General features: G+C 72.4%; 20 protein-coding genes and 2 pseudogenes. 5 read left to right on the top strand and 17 right to left on the bottom strand.

The annotated features are described in order from the left end of the window. Positions 1–83: 83 nt before the first annotated feature. Together ACIHCM_RS08325 and ACIHCM_RS08320 are read left to right on the top strand one after the other, a co-directional pair. A complete protein-coding gene (locus ACIHCM_RS08325; RefSeq protein WP_399891060.1) occupies positions 84–599 on the top strand; it encodes a hypothetical protein in 516 nt (171 codons plus the stop codon). 169 nt (positions 600–768) lie between these two features. Next, positions 769–1419, top strand: a complete 651-nt coding sequence (locus tag ACIHCM_RS08320) for a zf-HC2 domain-containing protein (RefSeq protein WP_399891058.1) — start codon at positions 769–771, stop codon at positions 1417–1419. Between the two features lie 3 nt (positions 1420–1422). Here the strand turns inward: ACIHCM_RS08320 and ACIHCM_RS08315 are convergent, their stop codons facing one another. Beyond that, positions 1423–2286: a SigB/SigF/SigG family RNA polymerase sigma factor gene (locus tag ACIHCM_RS08315; RefSeq protein ID WP_399891055.1), complete on the bottom strand. Its 864-nt coding sequence runs from the start codon at positions 2284–2286 to the stop codon at positions 1423–1425. Positions 2287–2481: 195 nt separating this feature from the next. Here ACIHCM_RS08315 and ACIHCM_RS08310 point away from each other — a divergent pair. Further along, positions 2482–2875: pseudogene (locus ACIHCM_RS08310) on the top strand (PP2C family protein-serine/threonine phosphatase); the annotation flags it as partial. A 3-nt stretch (positions 2876–2878) separates the two neighbouring features. Here ACIHCM_RS08310 and ACIHCM_RS08305 read toward each other — a convergent pair. The 3 genes from ACIHCM_RS08305 to ACIHCM_RS08295 all read right to left on the bottom strand — a co-directional run bounded on the left by ACIHCM_RS08305 (position 2879) and on the right by ACIHCM_RS08295 (position 7227). Continuing rightward, positions 2879–3742, bottom strand: coding sequence for an Fpg/Nei family DNA glycosylase (locus tag ACIHCM_RS08305; protein WP_399891052.1), 864 nt, complete (start codon positions 3740–3742; stop codon positions 2879–2881). Positions 3743–3805: 63 nt separating this feature from the next. Beyond that, positions 3806–5884: a SpoIIE family protein phosphatase gene (locus ACIHCM_RS08300; protein WP_399891050.1), complete on the bottom strand. Its 2079-nt coding sequence runs from the start codon at positions 5882–5884 to the stop codon at positions 3806–3808. A 77-nt stretch (positions 5885–5961) separates the two neighbouring features. Beyond that, positions 5962–7227: a DUF6777 domain-containing protein gene (locus ACIHCM_RS08295; protein ID WP_399891047.1), complete on the bottom strand. Its 1266-nt coding sequence runs from the start codon at positions 7225–7227 to the stop codon at positions 5962–5964. Positions 7228–7375: 148 nt separating this feature from the next. On the opposite strand from ACIHCM_RS08295, the gene ACIHCM_RS08290 reads away from it, so the two are divergent. Continuing rightward, positions 7376–8797 carry a lipase maturation factor family protein gene (locus ACIHCM_RS08290; protein ID WP_399891045.1) on the top strand — a complete coding sequence of 474 codons (1422 nt, stop codon included), beginning with the start codon at positions 7376–7378 and terminating at the stop codon, positions 8795–8797. Here ACIHCM_RS08290 and ACIHCM_RS08285 read toward each other — a convergent pair. The 8 genes and pseudogenes from ACIHCM_RS08285 to ACIHCM_RS08250 all read right to left on the bottom strand — a co-directional run bounded on the left by ACIHCM_RS08285 (position 8785) and on the right by ACIHCM_RS08250 (position 16501). Continuing rightward, a complete protein-coding gene (locus ACIHCM_RS08285; RefSeq protein ID WP_399891042.1) occupies positions 8785–9639 on the bottom strand; it encodes an amidohydrolase family protein in 855 nt (284 codons plus the stop codon). The two genes, ACIHCM_RS08290 and ACIHCM_RS08285, sit on opposite strands and share 13 nt — an antisense overlap. A gap of 11 nt (positions 9640–9650) precedes the next feature. After that, a pseudogene (locus ACIHCM_RS08280) lies at positions 9651–9833 on the bottom strand (L-rhamnose mutarotase); the annotation flags it as partial. Further along, positions 9833–10777: an aldo/keto reductase gene (locus ACIHCM_RS08275; protein WP_399891039.1), complete on the bottom strand. Its 945-nt coding sequence runs from the start codon at positions 10775–10777 to the stop codon at positions 9833–9835. The gene ACIHCM_RS08275 and the pseudogene ACIHCM_RS08280, both read right to left, overlap by 1 nt. Next, positions 10774–11523 carry an SDR family NAD(P)-dependent oxidoreductase gene (locus ACIHCM_RS08270; RefSeq protein WP_399891036.1) on the bottom strand — a complete coding sequence of 250 codons (750 nt, stop codon included), beginning with the start codon at positions 11521–11523 and terminating at the stop codon, positions 10774–10776. Before ACIHCM_RS08270 ends, ACIHCM_RS08275 begins: the two co-directional genes overlap by 4 nt. Further along, a complete protein-coding gene (locus tag ACIHCM_RS08265; RefSeq protein WP_399891033.1) occupies positions 11520–12869 on the bottom strand; it encodes an enolase C-terminal domain-like protein in 1350 nt (449 codons plus the stop codon). The genes ACIHCM_RS08270 and ACIHCM_RS08265 overlap by 4 nt, the downstream gene beginning before the upstream one ends. A gap of 38 nt (positions 12870–12907) precedes the next feature. Continuing rightward, entirely contained in the window at positions 12908–13939 is a 1032-nt protein-coding gene (locus ACIHCM_RS08260) for an ABC transporter permease (protein ID WP_399891030.1), read from the bottom strand. Beyond that, on the bottom strand, positions 13932–15428 hold the full coding sequence (locus tag ACIHCM_RS08255) for a sugar ABC transporter ATP-binding protein (RefSeq protein ID WP_399891027.1): 1497 nt from the start codon (positions 15426–15428) through the stop codon (positions 13932–13934). The genes ACIHCM_RS08260 and ACIHCM_RS08255 overlap by 8 nt, the downstream gene beginning before the upstream one ends. Then, positions 15425–16501, bottom strand: coding sequence for a sugar ABC transporter substrate-binding protein (locus ACIHCM_RS08250; RefSeq protein ID WP_399891024.1), 1077 nt, complete (start codon positions 16499–16501; stop codon positions 15425–15427). Before ACIHCM_RS08250 ends, ACIHCM_RS08255 begins: the two co-directional genes overlap by 4 nt. 172 nt (positions 16502–16673) lie before the next feature. Between ACIHCM_RS08250 and ACIHCM_RS08245 the strand changes: the two genes are divergently transcribed. Continuing rightward, entirely contained in the window at positions 16674–17432 is a 759-nt protein-coding gene (locus tag ACIHCM_RS08245) for a FadR/GntR family transcriptional regulator (RefSeq protein ID WP_399891021.1), read from the top strand. Between the two features lie 31 nt (positions 17433–17463). Here ACIHCM_RS08245 and ACIHCM_RS08240 read toward each other — a convergent pair whose 3' ends face one another. From ACIHCM_RS08240 to ACIHCM_RS08220, 5 genes are read right to left on the bottom strand one after another with little or no spacing between them, the layout of a single operon-like run. Continuing rightward, positions 17464–20484 carry an alpha-mannosidase gene (locus tag ACIHCM_RS08240; protein WP_399891017.1) on the bottom strand — a complete coding sequence of 1007 codons (3021 nt, stop codon included), beginning with the start codon at positions 20482–20484 and terminating at the stop codon, positions 17464–17466. 31 nt (positions 20485–20515) lie between these two features. Next, positions 20516–22531: an endo-beta-N-acetylglucosaminidase gene (locus ACIHCM_RS08235; RefSeq protein WP_399891014.1), complete on the bottom strand. Its 2016-nt coding sequence runs from the start codon at positions 22529–22531 to the stop codon at positions 20516–20518. Then, on the bottom strand, positions 22528–23793 hold the full coding sequence (locus ACIHCM_RS08230) for a glycosyl hydrolase (RefSeq protein WP_399891011.1): 1266 nt from the start codon (positions 23791–23793) through the stop codon (positions 22528–22530). The genes ACIHCM_RS08235 and ACIHCM_RS08230 overlap by 4 nt, the downstream gene beginning before the upstream one ends. A 38-nt stretch (positions 23794–23831) precedes the next feature. Next, positions 23832–24752: a carbohydrate ABC transporter permease gene (locus ACIHCM_RS08225; RefSeq protein ID WP_399891008.1), complete on the bottom strand. Its 921-nt coding sequence runs from the start codon at positions 24750–24752 to the stop codon at positions 23832–23834. After that, positions 24749–25636 (bottom strand): carbohydrate ABC transporter permease, encoded by an 888-nt coding sequence (locus ACIHCM_RS08220; protein ID WP_399891005.1) that lies wholly within the window; start codon positions 25634–25636, stop codon positions 24749–24751. Before ACIHCM_RS08220 ends, ACIHCM_RS08225 begins: the two co-directional genes overlap by 4 nt. Positions 25637–25639: the final 3 nt, after the last annotated feature.

The following is a 25639-nucleotide window of genomic DNA, read 5'->3' as shown; positions in this document are numbered from 1 at the left end:
TGAGTAATCGGCTGTCCTCATCCGTGTTCCGGACTGGAGAGCCGGGTCGGGCGACGCGCACCACCGGAGGAAGGCAGGAAGGGATGCAGCACAGAGGTCAACAGAGCATGGGCGGCACCGGTGGCGGTGAACTCACCGTCCCCATGGCCTGGTTGTACGCCGAGTACATCGCCGACGAACTGCTGCGGACCGGCGACCTGATGCCGCCGACGTCCTTCGAGTTCCGTGCCGGGCGGGACGCCCTGGCGCTGACGATCTTCCTGTCCGACACCGACGGTGAGCTGTCCGGCATCCGGGTCGTCTCCCAGCTGGAGACCTGGCTGTCGCTGACGGCGTACGACCAGCCGTGGCAGGACTGGGTGCACGAGCGCATGGAACAGGTGGCCACCGAGGCGGTGGAGTCCGGTGGGCCGGCACCCGACCTGGAGCTCGCGGAGGCGGCCTGGCGCTGGCTGCAGGAGACCGAGCTGCTCGCGCCCGACCTGAACGCGGTACCGGGCGGCGGACCGGTGGTGGGCGAGGAGGAGGGCCCGAAGGTGTGGACGCCGGCGTGGCAGCTGGGGCTGCCCCTGGGACATCTGGCCATCCATCTCTTCTAGCCGGCAGCCGCTCACGGGATTCGGCGGGAATCCGACCAATCCTTCGGGCCGGGCGCTCCGAATCCCTTGGTTGCGATTCTGTAGAGGCCTTGAGTGATTCCGGTGCCTGGTCCGTACCGATGGGAGCAAGGAGTAACCCCACCCGCACCCAAAGGCACGAGGATTCGGCATGAGGTCCCTGGAGAGGCATCGCGACGTCGGCGCCTACGCGCTCGGCGTGCTGGACGAGACGGACGCCTTCCGTTTCGAGGACCACCTCATGGAGTGCCCTCAGTGCACCGTACAGGTCACTGAATTCGGGCCCACCGCCCGGCAGCTGATGCTCTACCGGCGGGCCACGCCGCGCGCCGTGCACCCCATGGCGGGGGCCGGGCCCCGGCTGCTGGACCGGCTGCTCGGCGAGGTCGCGGCACGGCACCGGGCCGGCCGCCGGCTGCGGCTGTTCGCCGTGGCCGCCGCGGTGGTGTGCGCCCTGGCCGGCCCCGCGGTCGCGATCGTGGCCGAGCGCGGGGAGCAGGCGGTGCGGGTTTCGGCCACCGACGAACGCTCCGGCGTGTGGGCGCAGATCACGACCGAGGACGTGCCCTGGGGCAGCAAGGTGGTGCTGGAGGTCAAGGACGCGGCCGGGCCCCGGGCCTGCCGGCTGGTCGTGATCGGCGGGGACGGCTCGGAGGAGACGGCGACCAACTGGACCGTGCCCCGGCACGACGCCCGCCCCAACACCATGCGGGGCGCCACCGCCCTGCACCCCGACCAGATCGACCGCTACGAGGTGCGGACGACGGCCGGGGAGCGGCTCGTGACGCTGGACGCCCACTAGGACCTAGGTGGGCTTCTGCGGGTCGCCGGATTCGGCGGGGTGCAGTGTCTCGTCGCGGATCCGGGCGCAGATCTGCGTCAGGAGCCGGGAGACGTGCATCTGGGAGATGCCCAGCCGCTCGGCGATCCGGCTCTGGGTCCAGTCCTCGAAGAAGCGCAGATAGAGGATGGCCCGCTCACGCGGGGGCAGCCGCCTCACCGCGTCCTTGACGCTTTCGCGGTCGACGACCAGCTCGAAGCCGTCGTCGGGTCCGCCCAGCAGTTCCGCGATGCTCGGCCCGCCCGCGTCGGCCCCGGCGTCGGCGTTCGCCGCGTCCAGGGACAGGGCGCTGTAGCTCTCCAGGGCCGCCATGCCTTCGCGCACCTGTTCCTCGCCCAGGCCGGTACGGTCGGCGAGCTGGGTGACGGTGGGCCGCCGGCCGCCGGGGACGTGCGCCAGCTCGGCGTAGGCGGCCCGCACCGTGTTGCGCAGCTCCTGGACCCGGCGGGGCACCCGCACGTCCCACATCCGGTCCCGGAAGTGGCGGCGCAGCTCGCCCCTGATCGTCGGTATCGCGAACGGCTCGAAGGGGCCACGGCCCGGATCGAACCGGCGGATCGCCTTCAGCAGCCCCAGTGCGGCGACCTGCCGCAGGTCCTCCGTGCTCTCCCCCTTGTCGCGGAACCGCCAGGCGATCCGGTGGGCCATGGGCAGCCACGCCCGCAGCAGGTCCTCCTGCACCCGCTCCCTCTCCGGCCCGGCGGGCAGCGCGGCAAGACTGCGGAAGGCGGCCGCGGTGTCGGGGGCGTCGCGGGCCGGGCGGGCGGCGCTTGCGTGGGGGGCCGTGGTGACGGGCTCGGGCGGGGCCGTGGTGACGACGGTCGGCATCGTGGGTCCTCAAAGCCTTTCGTACGGGTGGGGCGGTTGTTCCTCCCGACCGTCTCTGCCCATCTCCCCCTTGTCCGTATTCGGGACTTTGGTCCCTAATCGTGCGAAACCTCGCCGGGCGGGTGCCACACGGCGGTATGAGACTGCTGAACGACGTGACCCGACGCGGCACGATCCCGACGAGGGGAGAGAAGGGGCGTGCTGCGCTGGAGCAACCGCGGTCATCCGGCACCCCTGCTGATCAGGGACCAGCGGCTTCTCGTGGACGCGATGGAACGGGCGGCCGATCCGCCGATGGGGGTGCCGTCGCTGCTGGCCGCGCGGTCGCGGCAGGTGCACGAGATCGCGCTCCAGCCCGGCGACCGGGTCCTGCTGTACACCGACGGGGTCACCGAGGCGCGGACCAGGGACGGCGGCGAGTTCGGTCCGGAGCGGTTCGCCGACTACGTCATCCGGGGCCACCGCCGCCGGCGAACTCGCCCCGGAGACGCTGCGCAAGCTGATCCACTCGATCCTCGACGCCCAGCCCGGCCGGCTGCGCGACGACGCGACGATCCTGCTCGTCGAGTGGTGGCCGCCGTCCCGCTGACGCTCACTTCAGCAGCCGGGACAGCCTGCGGTCGGCCAGCGGCTTGCCGCCGGTCTGGCAGGTCGGGCAGTACTGGAGCGAGGAGTCGCTGAAGGAGACCTCGCGGATGGTGTCGCCGCACACCGGGCAGGGCTCCCCCGTACGGCCGTGCACCCGCAGACCGCTCTTCTTCTCGGCCTTGAGCCGCCCGGCCGCCACGCCCCGCGAGCGCTCGACGGCTTCCGTGAGCGTCGTGCGCAGGGCCTCGTACAGTCTCCTGGTCTCCTCGGGGGTGAGGGACGCGGCCAGTTTGAAGGGGGACATCTTCGCGGCGTGCAGAATCTCGTCGCTGTACGCGTTGCCCACGCCGGCGATCAGGCTCTGGTCGCGCAGGGCGCCCTTGAGCCGGCGGCGCTCGCCCTGGAGCAGGGCGGTCAGACGCGCCTCGTCGAAGTCGCCGGCGAGCGGGTCGGGGCCGAGCCGGGCCACGCCGGGGACCTGCTGCGGGTCGGCCACGACGTACACCGCGAGCCGCTTCTGCGTGCCGGCCTCGGTGAGGTCGAAGCCCGCACCGGTCTCCAGGGCCACGCGCAGGGCGAGGGGTCCCTTTCCGGGGCGGGGCGGGCCGTCCGGGAGGCGGTCCTTCCAGTGCAGCCAGCCGGCCCGGGCCAGGTGGGTCACCAGATGCGGGCCGCCACCGGTCTCGACGTCCAGGAACTTGCCGTACCGGCGCACGGCCACGACCTCGTGGCCCTCGACGGCCGACAGCGGTGGGTCGTACGTCTTCAGCACGCTGATGGCGACCGGCAGTACGCGCACGATCTCGTGACCGACGAGGTTCTCGGTCAGGAAGTCCTTGAGCGCCTCGACCTCGGGCAGTTCCGGCATACGTCAAGAGTGCCATCAGTGACCGGCGGTGCCAGGTGCCCGGCCGCCGACGGCACCCGGCGTTCAGCCGCGGTCCGGCACCACGAACTCGCACCACACGCACTTGCCGCCGCCCCGCGCCTCCACACCCCACACGTCGGTGAGCATGTCGACGAGGAGCAGGCCGCGCCCGGAGACGCCGGAGTCGCCGGCCTCGCGGCGGCGGGGCAGGGCGCTGGAGGAGTCCTCCACCTCGACGCGCAGCCGGCGGTCGGTGTCGGAGATGACCCGCAGGGTGACGATCGCGGCGCCCTCGGTGTGCATCAGGGCATTCGTGATCAGTTCGTCGGCGACGAGTTCGACCTCGTCGGCGCGGTCGGCGGCGCCCCAGGCCCGCACGGCGGCGCGGGTCATGTGCCGGGCCTGGCTGAGGGCCTCCGGGTCGCCGGGCGCGACGTGCTGCTGCAGCCGGCCGCCGCTCTGCGGGGCGTCCGCGCCCCGTCGGCGCAGCAGGAGCAGGGCCACGTCGTCGTCGCCCCCGCGCTCCTCCGCCACCTCGCTGAGCAGGTCGGCGAGTTTCCACACGTCCTGCGGGCCGGAGGCGACGAGCGCGGTGAGCACCTGCATGCCGTCGTCGAGGTCGGCGCCCGGCTGTTCGACCAGGCCGTCGGTGCACAGGATCAGCGTGTGCCCGGGGTCCAGTTCGATGGTGCCGACGGGGTAGGCCAGGCGCCCGAACTCGGCGGACAGGCCGAGCGGCAGGCCGCCCTCCACGGAGGCGCGGCGGCAGCTTCCGTCGGGCGCCCGGATCAGGGGGTCGATATGGCCGGCCCGGACCACCTGGACGACTCCGGTGGCGAGGTCGGCCTCTGCGTACAGGCAGGTCGCGAAACGGTCGGTGTCCAGCTCGTGCAGGAAGACGGAGGCCCGCGCCATCACCGTGGCCGGGGTGTGGCCCTCGGCGGCGTACGCGCGCAGCACGATCCGCAGCTGGCCCATCACGGCGGCCGCGTGCGTGTCGTGACCCTGGACGTCGCCGATGACCGCGCCGACCCGGCCGCCCGGCAGCGGGATCAGGTCGTACCAGTCGCCGCCGATGTCCCGGCCGACGGAGGCCGACCGGTAGCGCACCGCGACGTCGGCGCCCCGCACGCTGGGGATGGTGCGCGGCAGCATGGCCTGCTGGAGTCCACCGGCGAGGTCCTTCTCCTGCTCGTAGAACATCGCGCGTTGCAGGCTCTGGGCGATGCTGCTGCCGAGGGCGACCAGGATGTTGCGTTCCTCCGTCGTGAAGCCCCGCCGGTCGCCGTAGAGCAGGCCCATCGCGCCGATGGGGCGGGCCTGGACGATGAGCGGCAGGTAGGCGGCCGAGGTGATGTCGAGGTCCGTGATGTGCGGCCACAGGATCGGATAGCTCTCGGCGAACTCCTCGGGGGACTCGATGAACCGGGGGGCGAGCGTGCGCACGACCTCGCTCATCGGATACGGCTCGTCGATCCGGGTGACCAGGGTGCCGGGGACGAAGCTGCCCTCGGGGCCCTCGGCGACCAGCCGGATGCGCCCGGCCTCCACCAGGCCCATGACCAGGCTGGTCGCGCCCAGATGGGTGACACCGTGGGTGTCCTTGAGGACGTCGATGACGTCCTGGACGGTCCGGGCGTTGGCGAGGGCGGCCGTGATGAGCTGCACGACGTTGGTCTGGTCACGGCGGGTGGCCAGGTTCCAGGCGGTCTGGTCGCGGCGCGCCGCGTACTCGTTCAGCTCGCGGGTGGCGTCCCGGACGATGCCGATGATGCGGCGCGGCCGGCCGGTGGCGTCGCGGCGGATGTAGCCCTGGGTGTGGGTCCAGCGCAGCGTGCCGTCGCGGCGGCGGATGCGGAAGTACGCACCGTAGTTCTCGCTGCCGTCCTTGATGGCCTGGGCCACCAGGCTGTCCAGCCGCCGTCCCTCGGCCGGCGGGACCCGCAGGTTCAGGGTCTCCGGGCGGCCGTCGTACTCCTCGGGGCGCACGTCGAAGACCTCGTGCGCCTGAGCGTCCATGTGGAACAGGCCGGTGTCCAGGTCCCAGTCGAAGCTGCCCATCTGGTTGAGCGCCAGGATCGGGTCCGGGTGGGCGGGCCAGTCGTCCGGGAGTGACAGGGCGCTCGCTCCCCGATCAACCATGCGCCCACCTTGCCAGGATTTGACCGATTCTTCGACCGGATCGGCTCGGTTGCGCGGTGGGGCCATGTCGCTGCGCTTCAGCCCGCGAAGATGTCCGTCATGCTGCCGAAGATGCTGTCGGCGGTCTCCGGCGCGTCCGCGTCACCGGACCCACCCGCGTCACCGTGTCCGCCCACGTCGCCCGGCTCGCCCACGTCACCCACGTCACCCACGGCGCCCAGGTCGTCGCTCACGTCCGGGTCGTCCGGGATCAGGCCGCCGCCGTCGGGCAGATCGGGGATCTCCGGAACGCTCGGGGGGCCGATCTCCTCGGAGAGATCCCGGGGCCCGGCGGGCTCCTGCGGCAGCGCCTGGCCGGCCGGCTCCCCCTCGGGCAGCGCGGGGGCCGCCCCGTCGCTCTCCGGCGGGAGGAGCGGGGCGTCGCCCTCGGCGGCCGGGGCAGCCGTGCCGGTCGCGGGCTCCCGCGGCAGCGGGGCCGTCCTCGCGCCGCCCTCCGCCAGGACGGTCCCGTCGCCCGGCAGGCCCGTCTCACCGCCCTGCGGCTGCCACTGCGGCCTGGGGACGACCTTGTCGTGGCGGACGTCGTGACCGATCCGGCGCTCGATCCAGGTGTCGTCGACGACGTTGAGCAGCGTGATGTTGGTGATGGTCTCGGGCGCCGGACTCACCATGATGACCTCGGCGGGCTCGTACCCCTCCCACGCCCGGCCGCCGCTGCCCGGCGTGCCCTCCATGGCGACGGGCGCGCCGAGCGGGTTGCCGCAGGCGCAGCGGACGCGGGGCACACCCCGGTTGTCCACGAGGACCGCCGTGCCCGCCTGCAGGACGGCCTGCTGGGCGGTGACGCCCCCGGCGCGGTACCCGTGGCTGGTGACGCGGGTGTCGGCGCGCAGCTCGGCCGAGGTGAGCCCGCGCAGATAGGCCGGTATCGACGCCCGGGAAACGCCCGTGGCGTCGGCGAAGGCGGCGGCCTTGCCGGGGTCGGCGGTGAGCAGGCGGATCTGCCGGTCGACGTCACAGCTGCCTGACTGGGCCCGCCCGCCGTAGAGGCCGGGGGTCCAGCCGGAGAGGGAGCGCACCCCGGTGAGATCGGCGGGGGCGGCGACGCCGGGGCCCGAGCGGCCGACGGGCACCGACTGCGGCGTTCGGGTGACGGGGGCCGGGGTAGCCGGGGAGGTGGCCGTGGACGCCGTGAAGGGGTCCGGGCCCTGGTCCTCGACCGGCTGGAGCAGGAGTTCCCCGCTCGCACTCGTGCTCATCTCGCCGCCCGCGCCGCACCCGGCGGCGCACAGGGCCACCGAGAGCGCGCAGGCCGTGACGAAGGTTCCGGTGGATATGCGCACCACGTTCTCCCGCCTCGTCCTGGGGGTTTTCGCCACCATTGTCTGCTTCACTCACATGGGTCACGCAAACGGAGCGCCTGACTACCAGCAGTGAGTCCCTCCGGAGCCCGGAGGACGGCGCCGGAACGAAGGAGAGGAGCGCTCGACCGTGGAGTGGTTCACCGCATCCGACTACTGGCTGACCCGGCTGGTCTTCCAGCGCGCCCTGGCGGCGGTCTACCTGGTCGCCTTCCTGACGGCTGCCCTCCAGTTCAGGGCGCTGATCGGGGCACGCGGCATGCTCCCGGTCCCGCGCTTCACCGGGGCCGTGCCGTTCAAGCGGGCGCCCAGCCTGTTCCACCTCCACTACTCCGACCGGTTCTTCGCGGGGTGCGCGTGGGCGGGCTGCGCGGTGTCGGCGGCGCTGCTGGCGGGCGTGGACTCGCTGGTGCCGCTGTGGGCCGGGATGCTGCTGTGGGTGGTGCCCTGGCTGCTGTACCTGTCGATCGTGAACGTCGGTCAGACCTGGTACGCGTTCGGCTGGGAGTCCCTGCTCCTGGAGGTCGGCTTCCTCGCGGTGTTCCTCGGCAACGACGAGGTGGCGCCGCCGGTCCTGGTGCTGTTCCTGCTGCGCTGGATCCTGTTCCGGGTGGAGTTCGGCGCGGGCCTGATCAAGCTGCGCGGAGACGCCTGCTGGCGCAAGCTGACCTGTCTGGACTACCACCACGAGACCCAGCCGATGCCGGGCCCGCTGAGCTGGTTCTTCCACCATCTCCCGCGGCCGCTGCACCGCGTGGAGGTGGCCGCCAACCATTTCACCCAACTCGTCGTGCCGGTCCTTCTGTTCACCCCGCAGCCGGTCGCGACGGCCGCCGCGGCGCTGATGATCGTCACCCAGCTGTGGCTGGTCCTGTCCGGCAACTTCTCCTGGCTGAACTGGATCACCATCGTGCTGGCCCTCGCCGCGATCAGGTTCCCGGCCGACGCGCCGCCCGTCCCCGGGGCCCCGCTCTGGTACGTGGTCGTGGTGCTGGCCGTCGCCGCCCTGATCGCGTTCCTCAGCTATCACCCGGTGACCAACATGATCTCCCGCAGCCAGGTCATGAACCGCTCCTTCGACCCGCTTCACCTGGTGAACACCTACGGCGCTTTCGGCAGCGTCGGCCGGGTCCGCTACGAGGTGGTCCTCGAGGGCACCGGCGACGACACGCCACGCGCGGACTCCGACTGGCGGGAGTACGAGTTCAAGGGCAAGCCCGGTGATCCCCGGTACTGGCCACGCCAGTTCGCGCCGTACCATCTGCGGCTGGACTGGCTGATGTGGTTCGCGGCGCTCTCCCCGTCCTACGCCGGTCCGTGGTTCGGGGCCCTGGTGGAGCGGCTCCTGGAGAACGACCGCGACACCCTGAAGCTGCTGCGCCGCTCCCCCTTCCCCGCGGACACTCCCCCGCGTTTCATCCGCGCCCGCCTCTTCCGCTACCGGTACACGACGTGGCGGGAGCTGCGGGAGACGGGGGCGTGCTGGGACCGGACGTTCGTGCGCGAGTACCTGCCGCCGACCCGCCTGACGGGGGCCGCTCAGAGGTCGTAGACGCGGGTCGCGGTCGTCTCGAAGAACTGGGCGCGCTCATCCGGGCTCAGGTCGGCCGCCAGGGCGCCCGCGAGGTACGACACCTGGGCGTAGGTCGCCGCGACCGTGCACACCGGCCAGTCCGAGCCGAACATCAGACGGCCGGGCCCGAAGGCCTCCAGCGCGGTGTCCCACCAGGGGCGCAGCGGAGCGAGCGGCCATGCGGTCCCGCCCCACAGGCCCCGGTCCGTCTCGGTCACCAGGCCCGACACCTTGCAGACGGTGTTGGGCAGTTCGCCCAGCGCCCGGATGTCCGACGCCCAGGGCTCCGGCGGTCCGGCGGCCGGCGGCGGCTTGCCCAGATGGTCGAGGACGAAGGTCAGGCCGGGCAGCGTGGCGGCCGCCTTCACACACGCGGGCAACTGGTGGGGCAGCACGAGAAGGTCGTAGACCAGGCCCGCGTCGGCGACGGCGGCGAGACCGCGGCGTACGTCCGGCCGCAGCAGCCACTCCGGGTCGGGCTCGCCCTGCACCTGGTGGCGGATGCCTTTCAGGTGATGCCCGCCGGGGAGTTCACGCAGCCGGGCCAGTTCGCCTGCGACGTCCGGGCGGGTCAGGTCGGTCCAGCCGACGACGCCCGCGACCAGGTCGTGCCCGGCCGCGAGGGCGAGGAACTCCGGGGTCTCCTCGGGCACGGTGACGGTCTGGACGAGGACGGTACGGTCGACGCCGGCCGCGGCTGCCTCCGGTGCGAGGTCGGCGAGCGTGAAGTCGCGCCGCAGCGGCCGGAGTTCGGGCCCGGTGATCCAGTCCTGGTCCCGGATTGACAGGTCCCATACGTGGTGGTGCGCGTCCACGGTCACGGCAGCTCCCAGAGGCGGGCGTAGTCGTGGCACTCCAGGACGTGGAAGAGGTCCGTCCGGCTGCGCCAGATCGTCCAGGAGGTGGCGCCCGCCGCGCGGATGGCGGCGACGAGTTCCCCGGGGACCTCGCGGTGGGCGGCCTCGTAGTCGGTGACGCGATCCGCGCGCCCCTTGGTGCGCAGGGCCACTTTCATCATGGCTCCTCGGTGACCAGCAGGCCGGTCTCCCGCAATTCCAGCCAGAAGGCGGCGGGGACCGGTGTGGCGAACTGATCGGCGCAGTCGTCGACCTCATCGGCCGAACGGGCGCCCACCAGCACGCTCGACACCGCCGGATGGGCCATGCAGAAGGCCAGTGCCGCGGCGCGCAACGTGATGCCGTGGCGCCGCGCGGCCTCCTCCATGCGCACGGCCTTGTCCAGCAACACGGCGGGAGCCTCGACGTAGTTGTACGTCGCTCCCGGCCTGGGATCCGCGAGCAGGCCCGAGTTGAAGGCACCGCCGACGACCACGCAGACACCTCGCTCGACGGCCGTGGGCAGTAGCGCCGTGCGCGCGCTCTGGTCCAGCAGCGTCCAGCGGCCCGCGCACAGCACCACGTCGACGTCCGTGTCGCGGACGAAGCGGGTGAGCATCTCAGCCTGGTTCATGCCCACGCCGATCGCGCCGACCACGCCCTCCGAGCGGAGCTTCTCCAAGGCCGGGTAGCCGTCCCGGAAGGCCGACTCTGCGTGGTCGTCGGGATCGTGGAGGTAGACGATGTCGACGCGGTCGAGGCCGAGCCGTTCCAGGCTGCCGTCCAGGGTGCGCCGTACCCCGTCCGCGGTGAAATCCCAGACCCGGCGGTGCGTGGCGGGGACGGCGAAGCCGTTCGCCAGGTCGTCGCCGGCGTCGGCCCCTGGCTCCAGGCGGCGGCCCACCTTGGTCGAGACCGTGTACTCCCCGCGCGGGTGCTCGCGCAGCGCGGCGCCGAGGCGGCGTTCGGACAGCCCGAGGCCGTAGTGGGGTGCGGTGTCGTAGTAGCGGATGCCGCGCCGCCAGGCGGCGGACACCGCGTCATGGGCCTGCTCGTCGGTGACCTCGGTGTACAGGCTGGCGATGCCGGCGGCTCCGAAGCCCAGTCCGCGGGGGAGGGTCACCGGGCCTCCGGACGCAGGCGCAGGCCCTGCATGCCGCCGTCGACGGCGAGGGCCGTGCCGGTGGTGGCGCCGGACAGCGGGCCGGCCAGGTAGGCGATGGCACCGGCGACCTCGGCCGGGGTGACGAGCCGGCCGGTGGGCTGGCGGGCCTGGAGCGCGGCGCGTTCGGCGGCCGGATCACCGGCCGCGTCGAGCAGACGGCCGACCCACGGGGTGTCCACCGTGCCGGGGTTGACGCAGTTGACGCGGATGCCCTCGCGGACGTGGTCGGCCGCCATGGCGAGGGTGAGGGAGTACACGGCGCCCTTGGTCGCGCTGTACAGGGCACGGGCCGGCAGGCCCGCGGTGGCGGCGATGGAGCAGGTGTTGACGATCGCGGCGCGGGTCGAGCGGCGCAGATGCGGCAGGCAGGCGCGCGCCGTGCGGACCATGCCGACGACGTTGACGTCCCACACCCGGTGCCACTCGGCGTCGTCGTTGTCCTCCACGGTTCCCTGGGCGCCGACGCCGGCGTTGTTGACCAGCACGTCGAGTCCGCCGAGGCCGGCGACGGCGTCCGCCACCGCCTGCCGTACCGACGCGTCGTCGGTGACGTCGGCCTCGTAGGAGGGGAAGGGCACGTCGGTCTTCGACAGGTCGAGGACGGCGACCAGGGCGCCCCGCTCCGTCAGGAGTTCCGCGGTGGCGCGCCCGATGCCGGAGGCGCCGCCGGTCACCAGGGCCTTCAGGCCCTCGAATTCGGTCATGCCGCTTGCCCCTTCCGGTGCGCTTTTCCGTCGGGTGCGGCGGCCCAGACGGTGCCGCCGGGGAAGGTGTGGCGTGCGAGGGACTCGGGATGCATGGTGGCCGAGAAACCGGGCGCGGTCGGGGCGAGGTAGTGCCCGTCGCGGATGCGGACCGGGTCGAGGAAGTGCTCGTGGAGATGGTCGACGTACTCGATGACCCGGTCCTCGGTGGTGCCGGAGATCGCGAGGTAGTCGAACATCGCGAGGTGCTGGACGAGTTCGCACAGGCCGACGCCGCCGGCGTGCGGGCAGACCGGGACGCCGAACTTGGCGGCGAGCAGCAGGATGGCGAGGTTCTCGTTGACGCCGCCGACGCGGGCCGCGTCGAGCTGGAGGACGTCGACGGCGCCCGCCTGGAGGAGTTGTTTGAAGACGATCCGGTTGTGGGCGTGCTCACCGGTGGCGACCTTGGCCGGGGCGACGGCCCGGCGGATGGCCGCGTGGCCGAGGATGTCGTCGGGGCTGGTGGGTTCCTCGATCCAGTACGGGTGGAACTCGGCGAGGGCCCTGGTCCAGCGGATCGCCTCGGCGACGTCCCAGCGCTGGTTGGCGTCGATCGCCATGCGCACGTGAGGGCCGACGGCCGCGCGGGCGGCCCGGCAGCGGCGGATGTCGTCGTCGAGGTCCGCGCCGACCTTGAGCTTGATCTGCCGGAAGCCGTCGGCGACCGCCCGGGTGGCGAGCCGGGTGAGCTTGGCGTCGTCGTAGCCGAGCCAGCCCGGCGAGGTCGTGTACGCGGGGTAGCCGCGCTCCAGCAGCCGGACCCGGCGCTGCGGCGCTCCCTCCCGCCCGCGCCGCAGGATGTCCAGCGCCTCCTCGGGGGTGAGGGCGTCGGTGAGGTAGCGGAAGTCGATCTGCCGTACCAGCCACTCCGGTTCGGCGTCGGCGAGCAGTCGCCACAGCGGCTTGCGGGCGCGTTTGGCGGCCAGGTCCCAGACGGCGTTGACGACCGCGCCGATCGCCATGTGCATCACGCCTTTCTCGGGTCCGAGCCAGCGGAGCTGGCTGTCGCCGATCAGGGCGCGGTTGAGGGTGCCGGGGTCGGCGCACAGCTCGTCGACCTCACGCCCGGTCACATGCCCGCGCAGCGCCTCGATCGCGGCGACCTGGACCTCGTTGCCCCGCCCGATGGTGAAGGTGAAGCCGTGCCCCTCGTGCGCGTCGGCGGCGTCGGTGCGCAGCACGACGTAGGCCGCCGAGTAGTCGGGGTCCGGGTTCATCGCGTCGGAGCCGTCGAGCTCGCGGGAGGTGGGGAAGCGGATGTCGTAGGTGTCGACGGCGGTGATGCGGGCGGGAGTCGGGGACACGGAAGGCCTTTCGGTCGGTTGCGGGGCGCTGCGGCGGGTCAGTCCTGTGCGCGGCCGGTGGTCACCCGGGCGATCATGAGGGCGACCAGGATGATTCCGCCGTAGATGGCCTGGATCCAGAAGGACGGCACCTGGGCGAGGGTGAGCAGGTTCTGCACGACTCCCAGCAGGAGTACGCCGGTGAGGGCGCCGAGCATGCTGCCCTTGCCGCCGTCGAGGCTGATGCCGCCGATCACCGCGGCCGCGAACACCGTGAAGATCATGTTGTTGCCCTGGTTGGCGCTGATCGCGCCGACGTACCCCGTCTGCATGATGCCGCCGACCGCGGCGAGGATCCCGGCGACCACGAACACGCCGAGCATGACCCGCTCGACACGGATGCCGGCGGCGCGAGCCGCGTCGGCGTTGCCGCCGATGGCGTACAGGGCGCGACCGGCCCGGTGGTACTTGAGCAACAGCCCCGCCGCCGCGAAGGCACCGGCGGCCAGCCACACCGACAGCGGCACGCCGATGAAGGTGGTGGTCGCCAGCGCGTAGAAGGACTCGGGCATGCCGAACAGCGTCTTGCCCTTGGTGGCGCCGACGAGCAGCCCGCGCAGCACGATGAGCATGGCGAGCGTCACGATGAACGCGTTGAGCCGGAACCGCACCACCAGGACGCCGTTGAAGGCGCCGACCACGGCCCCGGCGACGAGGATCGCCGGCAGGGCGAGCGCGGCCGGGAGTTCGCTGCCCCACCCGGACTGGGCGGCGGGCAGCACCAGGAGCGCCCCGACGGCGGGCGCGATGCCGACGACCGACTCCAGGGACAGGTCGAACTTGCCGGTGATGAGCACCAGCGACTCGGCGAGCACGACCATCGCGAGGGCGGCCGAGGCGCCGAGGACGGAGATCAGGTTGCGTTCGGTGAGGAAGGAGTCGTTGAGCACGGCGCCGAGCACCAGCAGCAGCAACAGGGCGGGCAGCAGGGCGAGTTCGCGGGCGCGGCGCAGCAGTACGGTTCTGGCGGACGCGGCGGCGGGGGCGCGCCGTGGCGGCGCGAGCGGCGGGGCCGCCTTGGTGTCAGCCATGGTCCACTCCTTCGATGGAGGCGATCAGGTCGTGGTCGCGCCAGCCGGCGGGGTGCTCCGCGACGAGGCGGCCGTGGAAGAGGACGAGGACGCGGTCGCAGCGGCGCAGGTCGTCGAGTTCGTCGGAGACGACGAGCACGGCGGTACCGTCCTCGCGGGCGCCGTCCACGCGGGACAGCAGGGATTCCTTGGACTTCACGTCGACGCCCGCGGTCGGGTTGATCAGGACCAGCAGCCGCGGGTCGGAGGCGAGGGCGCGGGCCATCACGACCTTCTGCGCGTTGCCGCCGGACAGCTCCGAGACGGGCTGGCCGGGTCCCTCGGCGTGGATGTCGAGGCGGTCGATCAGCTCGGTGGCGAGGCCACGCCGGCGGGCGGTACCGACGAAGCCGAACCGGCCGAGGCGGTTCAGCACGCTGAGGGTGGCGTTGTCGCCGATCGTCATGCCGAACACGAGCCCCTGGTCGTGCCGGTCGCGCGGCACGCAGGCGACGCCTGCCGTGAGCGACGCCCGCACGTCCCCGAACGGCAGCGGCTCGCCTTCCAGCCGGGCCGATCCGCCGCTCGGCGTGCGCAGGCCGGCGAGGGTCTCGGCCAGCTCGGTCTTGCCGCTGCCGCTGATGCCGGCGAGCCCGACGACCTCACCACGGCGCACGGTGAGGCCGATGTTCTCGTACGACGGTGAGGTGAGCCCCCGTACGTCGAGCGCCACGGGGGCGTTCGCGGGCACCGCGTCAGGGGTGGCCCGGTGCCCGCGCTCGGCGACGGTCTCCCCTGCCATGGCCTCCACCAGCGCCCGGCGCGGCAGGTCGGCGACGGGTGCGGTGGTGATCCAGCGGGCGTCGCGCAGCACGGTGACGGTCTGGCACACCTCGTACACCTCCTGGAGGTGGTGGGAGATGAACAGGAAGGTCACGCCGGAGTCCTGGAGCGCCCGCATCCGGGTGAAGAGCCGCTCGATCTCCCGGTTGTCGAGCTGCGCGGTCGGCTCGTCCAGCACGATGAACCGGGCGCCGAAGCTCAACGCCCGTGCGATCTCCACCATTTGGCGGTCCTCGACCCTGAGGTCGGCGGTGCGGGCCTCCGGGTCGACGTGCACGTCCCAGGTGCCGAGGAGTTCGGCGGCCTGTGCCTTGAGGCTGCGCCAGCTGATGAAGCCGCGGCGCAGCGGCTGCCGGTTGATGAGGAGGTTCTCGGCAACCGTCAGCTCCGGTACCACCGTCGGCTTCTGGTAGACGCAGGCCACCTTGCGGCGCCAGGCGTCCCGGTCGGCGAGCGCGGGGGCGGGCTCCCCGTCGAAGCGGATGGTGCCGGCGTCGGGTGCCTGCAGGCCGGTGAGGAGGGTGACGAGAGTGGATTTGCCGGCCCCGTTGCGGCCCACGAGGGCGTGGGACTCGCCCGGCAGGACGGTCAGTCGCCCGTCGGCGAGGGCGGTGGTGGGGCCGTACCGCTTGACGATGCCCCGCGCCTCGGCAAGTGGGGTGCTCATCGGACCGTGTTGCCCCACAGACCCGGGTCGTCGACGTTGTCCTTGGTGACCAGCGGTGCGGGCAGCTGGTCCTCCAGGATGCCGCTGGGCAGCTTCACGATGGTCGAGCCGTGGTCGGTGGGGCCGGGCTCGAAGGTCTTCCCCTCCATCGCCGCCTTGACGTAGTACATGCCGTACTTGGCGTACAGGTCGGCGGGCTGGGAGACGGTCGCGTCGATCTCGCCCTCGCGGATCGCGTCGTACTCCTGCGGGATGCCGTCGTTGGAGACGATCGTGATGTGGCCGGCCTGGCCCGCCTTCTTCAGCATCCCCTTCGACTTCAGGGTCTGCAGCGCGGGAGCGAGGTAGACGCCGCCCGCCTGCAGATAGATGCCCTTGATGTCGGGGTTGGCGTTGAGGAGGGTGTCCAGCTTGGAGGCGGCGGTGTCGGACTCCCACTTGGCGGGGATCTCCAGGACCTTCAGCTTCGGGAACTTCTCCTTGACACAGGAGCGGAACGCCTCGGAACGGTCGCGGCCGTTGACCGAGGCGAGGTCGCCCATGATCTGCACGACCTTGCCGGAGGGGATGTGCTCCCCCAGGTACTGGCACGCCTTCTCGCCGTAGGCCACGTTGTCGGCGCGCACCACCATGGCGACCTCGCCCCTGTCGGGCGCCACGTCCACGGCGACGACCGGCACGCCCTTGCGCTCGGCCTGGTCGAGTCCCGCCTCGATGGCGGCACTGTCCAGCGGGGCGACGACCAGACCCCGCACGCCCTGGTTGAGCTGGTTGTTGATGTCGGTGATCTGCTGCGAGGGGTCGCTGTTGGAGTTGACGGTCTTGCGCGCCGTCACGCCCTCGGACCGCGCCATCTTCGGCACGTAGTCGTTGTACGACTGCCAGAACGGCGAGGTCAGCAGCGGCAGGATCACTCCGACCTCGCCCGTGCCGCCGCCTTCGGCGCCGGCGGCGCCGGTGTCCTTGGTGCTGCCGCAGGCGGTGAGCACGAGGGCGGCGCAGACCGCCGCAGCCGCCGCACGCGGGACTGTTCGCCCGTACCGTCGTCCGTTCCGCTGTGTCCCGTCGGCCATCTGCCGGCTCCTCATCGAGCGTGATCGAGCAGTTGCCCGCATATTTATCAGACCACTTCGCGTGGAGAACACCCTCGGGAGCCGAACTTCTCGCGGTTTCAACGCCGTTTCAGGCGTAGTGGTCGGACCACATGCCTGGTTAGACTGCGGCCACGGCGACGGGAGAAGTGGCGTGAACGAGACGGAGTCGGGGCCGGCCCCGCAGAAGGGCACGGTGACGCAACGCGCCATCGAGCAGATCAAGGCGCTGATCGCCGAAGGGCTCCTCGAACCCGGTGCGCGGCTGCCCACCGAGCGCGAACTCGCGGCCCAGCTGGGCATCTCCCGCAGCTCGATGCGGGAGGCGATCCGCGCCCTGACGGTCATGGGCGTCCTGGAGGCACGGCACGGCTCCGGCATCTACGTCACCCAGCTCCAGGCCGGCGACCTGCTGGAGTCGTTCGGGGTGGTAGCCGACCTGTCCCGGGGCCCGCGTCTGGTGGAGCTGCTGGAGATCCGCCGCATCCTGGAGTCCACGGCGACCGCGCTGGCCGCGGCGCGCATCACGCCCGGCCGGCTGGCCGCGGTCGAGAAGCATCTGGCGGCGATGAACGCCACCGAGGACCCGGAGGAGATCCTCGCCCACGACCTCGCCTTCCACCGGGAGATCGCGCTGGCCGCCGGCAACGAGACCATGGCCGCGATCCTGGAGGGCCTGTCCTCGCGCACCTTCCGCGCCCGCGTCTGGCGCGGTTACCAGGAGGAGGGCGCCTTCACCCGCACCCGCCGCGAACACGCCGCGATCCACCGCGCCCTGGCCGCCCATGACCCGGAGGCGGCGAGGGCGGCGGCGGCCGCGCACGTCGGCGAGGTGGAGCAGTGGCTGCGCGCACAGCTCGGCGACCAGGGCGCGGGCGCCCTCCCGGCGGACGGTCCAGGCGCGGGCGCGTGAGGGCCCGAAGGCCCTCACGACACCGGCCGGGTCAGCCCCGGCGCAGCCGCAGCGTCACCAGCTCGAAGGGACGCAGGCCTACGGTGATCCGCCCGCCGTCGGTCACGGGCGCGGCAGCCTCCGGCAGCGGACGTTCCAGCAGGTCGGTGACCGTGACGGCGCCGACCTCGAAGCCGGCGGTGAGCGTGGCCCGCGCCCGGCCGCCGTGCGCCTCGTGGAAGCGGACCACCACGTCGCCGCTGCCGTCGTCGGCCAGCTTGACGGCCGTGACGACGACGGCCTCCTGATCGACCGTCACCAGCGGCGCGACCTCCGCGGCGCCCGTCACCCGCCGCTCCGGCACGTTGATCCGCCAGCCCTCGCGCACCGCGTCGCCGATCCCGGCGCCCGGCACCAGGGCGTGCCGGAAGCGGTGGACGCCCTGGTCGGTCTCGGGATCCGGGAAGCGCGGGGCGCGCAGCAGGGAGACACGGACCGTGGTGGTCGTACCGCCGTCGCCCTCGGTGCGGACGGTACGGGTCACGTCGTGGCCGTACGTCGAGTCGTTGACGACGGCCACGCCCCAGCCGGGTTCCTCCAGGTGGACGAAGCGGTGGTTGCAGGCCTCGAACTTGGCTGCCTCCCATGAGGTGTTGGTGTGCGTGGGCCGGTGGAAGTGACCGAACTGCGTCTCCGACGCGTACCGTTCGGCGTGCACGTCGAGCGGGAACGCGAGCTTGAGGATCTTCTCCGTCTCGTGCCAGTCCACCTCCGTGTCCAGCACCAGCCGCCGCTCCCCCGGCGGCAGCGACAGCACCTGGGTGACGCGCGAGGCGCCGAAGGACCGCACGATCCGCACCGACTCGCCGTTCTCACCGGCGGTGATCTCGTCGAGGCCGGTCAGGTCGGTGACGGTGTTGCGGTAGAACTCGTCGACGTCCCAGGCGTCCCACATGTTCGGGAAGTCGGGGTGCAGCTGCAGCAGGTTGGCCGCCCGGCCCGGCGCGACGGTCTCGCGGCCGGCCTCGATGTCGTACGCGGAGACGACGAGGCCCCGCTCGTCGATCTCGATCCTCAGCAGGCCGTTGTCCAGGACGTACCCGCCCTCGCCGCGCGGGCTCACCGAGGCCGCGCCCTGCACCGCCGGGGCGCCGGCCCCGCCCGCGGGAACGCCCCGCCTGCCGTGCGGGGCGGCGTTGAAGACCAGCTCCCGCTGCCCCTCCCCCGCCAGCGCGCGCTGCGCCGCGGCGATGATCCCGTCCAGCTCGCCGGCGAGCCGCTCGTAGGTCGCGCGGGCCTCACGGTGCACCCAGGCGATCGACGAGCCGGGCAGGATGTCGTGGAACTGGTGCAGCAGCACCGTCTTCCAGATGCGGTCCAGCTCCTCGTACGGGTAGGGGAATCCCGTCCGCACGGCGGCCGTCGCCGACCACAGCTCGGCCTCCCGGAGCAGGTGCTCGCTGCGCCGGTTGCCCTGCTTGGTCTTCGCCTGGCTGGTGAGGGTGGCACGGTGGAGTTCGAGATAGAGCTCGCCGACCCAGACGGGCGGGTCGGGGTACTCGGCCGCGGCCTTGGCGAAGAAGGCCGCCGGCGTCTCCCAGGCCACGGTCGCGGAGCCTTCCAGGTCGCGCAGCCGGGCCGCCTTGGCGACCATCTCACGGGTGGTGCCGCCGCCGCCGTCGCCCCAGCCGGTGGGTGCGAGGGAGTGGCGGGCGACGCCCTTGTCCTTGAAGTTGCGGGCGGCGTGTGCGATCTCGCTGCCCTTCATGGAGCAGTTGTAGGTGTCGACGGGCGGGAAGTGGGTGAAGATCCGGGAGCCGTCGATGCCTTCCCAGGTGAAGGTGTGATGGGGGAACGTGTTCGTGCGGGACCAGGAGATCTTCTGCGTGAGCAGGTACTTGGATCCCGCCGCCTTGATGATCTGCGGCAGTCCGGCCGCGAAGCCGAAGGTGTCGGGCAGCCAGGCCTCGTCGTTCTCGATGCCGAACTCGTCGAGGAAGAACCGCTTGCCGTGCACGAACTGACGGGCCATCGCCTCCGAGCCCGGCATGTTGGTGTCCGACTCCACCCACATCCCGCCGGCCGGCACGAACCGTCCGTCCGCCACCGCCTTCTTCACCCGCGCCCACACCTCGGGCCGGTGCTCCTTCACCCACGCCCACTGCTGCGCCTGCGACATGGCGAAGACGAAGCCGGGCTCGTCGTCCAGCAGGGCGGTCATGTTGGCGGTGGTGCGCGCGACCTTGCGGACCGTCTCGCGCAGCGGCCACAGCCACGCCGAGTCGATGTGGGCGTGACCGACGGCGCTGATGCGGTGCGCGGAGGGGGCGGCGGGGGCGGCGAGGACGCCGGAGAGGCGGGAGCGGGCCTCGGCCGCCGTGCCGTTCACGTCCTGGAGGTCGACGGCGTCCAGGGCCTTGTCCACCGCCCGCAGGATCTCCGAGCGGCGCGCGGAGTCCGCCGGCAGCTCGGCCATCAGCTCGCCGAGCACCTCGAGGTCGAGCACCAGCTGCCACACCGTCTCGTCGAAGACGGCGAGGTCCATGCGCGTGAGGGTGTACTGCGGCGCGCTGCCCGCGGTCTCCTTGTCACCCAGCTCGGTGGGCCGGAACGGGTGGTGGTCGAGGATGACCGGGTTGGACGCGGCCTCGATGTGCAGGCGCACTTCTTCCCCGCCCTCGACGGGCGCGCCGACGCGCACCCACTGGTTGCGCGGGTTGAGCCCCTTCACCGGGGTGCCGTCGGGGCGGTAGACGAGGCCCTCGCACTGGAATCCGGGCATGTTCTCGTCGAACCCGAGGTCGAGGATCGCCTCCACGGTACGCCCGGCCCAGTGGCCGGGGACGGTCCCGGTGACCCGGAACCAGCTGGTTCCCCACGGAGCACCCCAGCGGGCGCCCACCTCGATCGGCCCGGGCTCGGCAGCGAGCCCCTCGGCGACCGGTACGGGCTCGTCGGGCGCGTGCCAGACGGCGACGTCCAGCGGCACGGACTCGGGGTACACGGCGGGTCGGATGCGTTCGTCGAGGACGCGCCTCAGGCGGGCTTCGACGAGGCTGCGGTCGTCATGCATGGCGGGTGCTCCGTAGCTGTGGTGCGAGTGGTTACCAGGTGTGGTGCACGGTGACGGGGTCCGACGAGGTGTACAGCTCCCCTACGGAGCGCAGTTCGAACCGTGCCACTTGCTCGCCCTGCTCGGGCCGCAGGCCCCCGGCGAACCAGGCCCGCTGGCAGGTGCCGCCGAGGAAGCGCCGGGTGCCGTCGGGCAGGAGGCGGTGCAGGGTGTGGTGGCGGACCTCACCGGGTGCGGGCTGCCAGGCGAAACGCAGGTCGCCTCCGGAGGCGGCGGTGACGCGGAACGCGGTGGGCGCGGCGGGGGTCCGGGGCGGCTGGTCCGCGCGCACGGCGAGGCGTCCGAGGCGCCAGCGCACCGGGGCGCCGGGGGTGGTGGGCGTGAGGCGCACACCGAGGGCCCGGAGGGTGCCGGACAGGCCGGTGAGCCGTACGGCCGAGGTCCGCCAGGCACCGGCCGGGTCCACGGGGAGGAAGGTGTACGGGGGCACCGTCCCCGGCGTGCCCGGTTCGGCGGCGGCGACCGCGAGTTCGACGCTCACCCCGCCGGTGTCGGCCCGGTGCGTCAGCTCGGCGAGCGTGTCTGAGGTGATCGGCAACCGGGTCGCGTACAGGTCGAGGACCACGGGCGCGTCGAGCGCGCCGTCGACGAGCACGCTGCTCCCGCCGGACCACGCCTGCGCGAAGTCGAAGTTCACCGTGGGTCGTACGCCTGCGGTGCGCACGGCCCAGCGTCGCGACGGGAGGCGGTCCTGCAACCCGAGGTGGTTCCACGGCACGTCCGAGGTGACCTCCCCGTGCTCGAACCATCGCAGGCCGTGTCCGGTGTTGAAAACACTCGCGAACGGCAGCGAGGTCACCGTGGACCGGTCCGCCACCGTCACCGCGGGCGCCCGCCACCGGTCCGTGCCGTCGGGCCGCGACGGGTCCAGCGACCGCCCCGTCCAGAAGCGGTCGTCGGCCGCGTGGAAGGCGCCGGGGCTCCGGTCGTCCGCCGGCAGCTGGTGGCGGGTCCACTCGGGCCGGTAGAAGCCGACCGACGTGACGTGCGGTGCGCCCGTCGGTACGACGGCGTCCCAGTCGACGCTCGTGTTCCAGCCGTTCGACTCCACGTCGACGCCCGCCCACAACTCGTACCGGCTACGTCCCAGTCGCTCCGCGCGCGTCCCGGAGGAGGTGAGGCTGCCCGCTGTCCAGCGGAAGTCGAGGAACATGCTGTCGGCGGCCTGGAAGAACGGCTGGTTCCGCGCGTTGAGCGCCCCCTGCCAGCTGACACCGCCGTTCACGGTCATCGAGTCGTACCAGGTCACCCGCTGCCCGCGGGGAGCCGCGAGCGACTTCAGCTCCCGCAGGAATCCCTGCATGTCCGCGCCGAGGGCCGCGTCGCCGCCGCCGGTCTCGGCGTTCACGAACCAGCCGTCGAAGCCGTACGCGGCCGCCACCGCCACCAGTTGCGCGGCGAGCGGGTACCGTCCGGCGCCGTCCTTCTGCACGAGGTCACGCGTCCACCGCAGCTGCCCGCCGTAGGCCACCGGCGGCAGGAAGACATTGCCGAGGACCCGCACCCCGTGCCGGTGGGCGGCGTCCACGATCGGCGCGTTCGGGGCGAGGATCAGCCCCTCGCCGGACGAACCGCCCCAGAAGACCAGTTCGTCGATGTACGCCCAGTGGGTGAGGGCGTAGTAGTCGGCGGTGGCCGAGCCCTGGGACGGATTGCCCGCCGTCGGCCCGAAGGAGACCAGCGACTGGATGCGGGCCTGCCCCGCGCGGGCGGCGGGGTTCGCCGGGGTGGGGGTGAAGCGCGGGGCGAGCGGCACCGAGGCGGCGTTGAAGGCGAGGTCGGCGTCGTCGGCGGCACGCCAGGCCTTGAGGCTGCGCCAGGTGATGCCGGTACCCGGCGTGCCGGAGGGGAGGGAGTCCGGGTACCAGTACGAGGCGTACGGCTGGAGCGCCGCCGCGCTGGGCCGGGGCGCGGCGGTCGCGGGCAGGGCGGGGAGCAGGGCGGCGGTGGCGCCGGCGAGCAGGACGGTGCGTCTGGTGGGGTTCACGAGCTGGTGCCTCCTTGGGTGCCGTGCGGGACGGGGAGTACCTGGTCGGGAGTGACGACCTCGGTGATGCCGCGTGCGGCGAGGTGGTCCTTGTCGTCCACTCGCGTGTCGAGGACGGTGGTGGGGCGGGCGCCGTCGGCGACGAGGCGGAAGAACGCGTCGAAGACCGGGCCGCCGGGTGCGCAGCGGGGGCGGGCGGACGGGTCGGCGGGTACGGCGAGCGCCGTGGTGCGCGCCGCCGGGCTGCCGGTGTGCGCACGGGCGGCGCGGGCCAGCACCAGGGCGGTGTCCTTGGGCCGCCGGTCGTTGGTCAGCAGGCCGAGTCCGTATTCGAGTTCGGGGAAGTCGGCGAGGTCGCGGGAGACGTCGTGGGAGCACCACCACGTGATGCCCCACAGGCCGGGGCAGTCCAGGGCGTGGGTCACCGTCGCCTCGGTGAAGGCGGCGGCGTGCTCGGCCGGGACGAGCGGCGCGGGGGCGCCGACCTCCTGGAGCCAGACGGGCCGGCGCGGATCGTCCGCCCAGGCCTTGCTGAGCTCGATCAGGTACGCGGCGTGGTGCTCGCTCGGCACCGAGGTACGGCCGTGCCGCTGGGCGGTGCCGTTGAACACCCACGAGTGCACGGCCGTCACCGCGCCGCGCCGGGCGGCCTGGGCCGGGGTGAACGGCTGGTCGTCCTGGTACCAGGTGGCGTCGTACTCGGCGTGCAGATGCAGTTTGCCGGGAGCGCCCTGTGCGCAGGCGGCCAGCATCCGCGTCAGCCACGCGTCGATCTGCGCCTCGGTCGCCCGGTCCGGGTCGGGATGCGGGCCCGCGGAGAACTGGTTGACCTCGTTGCCCAGGGTCAGGCCGAGGAAGTTGGGCCGGCCGGCGAGGGCGGCGGCGAGGGTGCGCAGGTAGGCGGCCTGACCGTCGAGCACGTCGGGGTCGGTGAAGAGGTTCCGGCGGTGCCAGGTCCGCGTCCAGGCGGGCAGGAAGTCGAAGCTGCTCAGGTGTCCCTGGAGGGCGTCGACATTGACGTCGAGACCGCGTTCGGCGGCGGCGTCCACGAGCGCGACGAGCTGCTCCACGGCCTTCGGGCGGATCAGGGTGCGGTTGGGCTGGAAGTACGGCCACAGCGGGAAGACCCGTACGTGGTCCAGACCGAGGGCCGCGATCGAGTCGAGGTCGGCGCGCACGGAGTCCAGGTCGAAGTCGAGCCAGTGGTGGAACCACCCTTCGCTCGGGGTGTAGTTGACGCCGAAGCGCACGGCAGCAGACATGGAGGTCCCGGTTGTCGTGGTGCGTACGGGGGAAGTGTTCAGCCCTTGACGGCGCCCTCGCCGACGCCGCGGAAGAAGTACCGCTGGAGGCAGGCGAAGAGGGCGATCAGCGGCGCCACCGCGATGATCGTGCCCGCGGCGACGAGCCGTTCGTCGTTCGCGAAGGTGCCGTGCAGGTAGTTGAGGCCGATGGTCAGCGTGAACTTGGACGGATCGCTGAGCACGATGAGCGGCCACAGGAAGTCGTCCCAGGCGCCCATGAAGGCGAAGATCGCGACGACGGCGAGGGTGCCCTTGACCGACGGCAGCGCGATCCGCCAGAACCGCTGCCAGACGTTGGCGCCGTCGACGAAGGCCGCGTCCTCGATCTCGTAGGGGAGGTTGAGGAAGGCGTTGCGCATCAGCAGCACGTTCAGTGCGCTGACGCAGCCCGGCAGGACCACGCCGACCAGGGTGTTGTTCAGGCCCAGCTCCCGCATGGTGGTGAACTGGGCGATGATGATGCCCTCCACCGGCACGAGCATCGCGAGCACGAAGGCGAGCGTCGCCGCGCGCCGGCCCCGGTAGCGCAGGCGGGCCAGGGCGTAGCCCGCGAGGGCCGCACCGACGCAGTTGGTCACCACGTTGGCGGTGGCGACCTTCAGCGAGTTCAGGGCGTAGTCCCAGACGGGGATGGTCTGCGCGACCCGCTCGTAGTTGTGCAGGGTCGGATCGCCCGGCAGGAACTTCGGCGGGGAACTGAAGATGTCCTCGGTCGGTCCCTTGAGCGAGGTCGACAGCTGCCACAGGAACGGCCCCACGGTCAGCGCCAGCACGCCCAGCAGGAGCAGATAGCGCAGGACCAGCTCCCAGCCGCGGACGCGCCGCCCGTGCTCGTCGGTCACGCGCCGCTCCTTGACCCCAGCCGTGCTCCCGGTCCTCGTGGGCCGGGTGGGCCGCACCTTCTCGAGGACGCTCATGTCTCCTCCCTCCGGTCGGCCCGCAGCACCAGCAGCATCAGCGCCACCGTCACCACGAAGACGACGACGGAGATGGCCGAGGCGTACCCGACCCGGCCGGACAGCCCGGTGCCCGTGCGCTGCACGAGCATGACGAGCGTGGTGTCCTCACCGGCGGGGCCGCCGCTCGGGCCGGCCAGCAGATACACCTCGGAGAACACCTTGAACGCGGCGACCGAGGAGAGCGCCGCGACCAGGACCATCGTGGAGCGGACGGCGGGCACGGTGACCGCGAGGAAGCGGCGCACCGGTCCCGCGCCGTCGACCGCGGCGGCCTCGTGCAGTTCGCGCGGCACGTTGGCGAGTGCGGCCAGGTAAATGATCATGTAGTAGCCGAGGCCCTTCCAGACCGTGACGGTCATGGCGCTCAGCAGGAGCAGCCATTGGTCGCTGAGGAACCCGACCCCGCCGGCCCCGGCCGTCTCCAGCAGCGCGTTCACCAGGCCGCGTTCGTCGAGCAGCCACACCCAGATCAGACCGACCACGACGATCGAGGCGACGACCGGGGTGTAGAAGGCGGAGCGGAAGAAGGTGATGCCGGGAATGTTCTTCTGCACGAGCAGCGCGAGCAGCAGCGGCAGGATCACGAGGGCGGGCACGACCCCGAGGACGTACAGCGTGCTGTTGCGCAGTCCGATCCAGAACATGTCGTCGTGGAGGAGTTCGCGGAAGTTGGCGAGGCCCACGAACTCGCCGGGGATCAGGGTTCGCCGGTCGGTGAAGGCGTTCACGACGGTGGAGACGAACGGGTACAGCACGAAGGCGCCGATCACCAGCAGTCCGGGGGCGGCGAACAGCCACGGGCCGGCCGGTAGCTGACGTCGTACGGGAGAGGATCCGGTCACGGT

It is taken from the genome of Streptomyces sp. NPDC052023, assembly GCF_044548465.1.
Lineage (GTDB): Bacteria > Actinomycetota > Actinomycetes > Streptomycetales > Streptomycetaceae > Streptomyces.
This window is presented reverse-complemented; position numbering and strand designations above follow the sequence as displayed.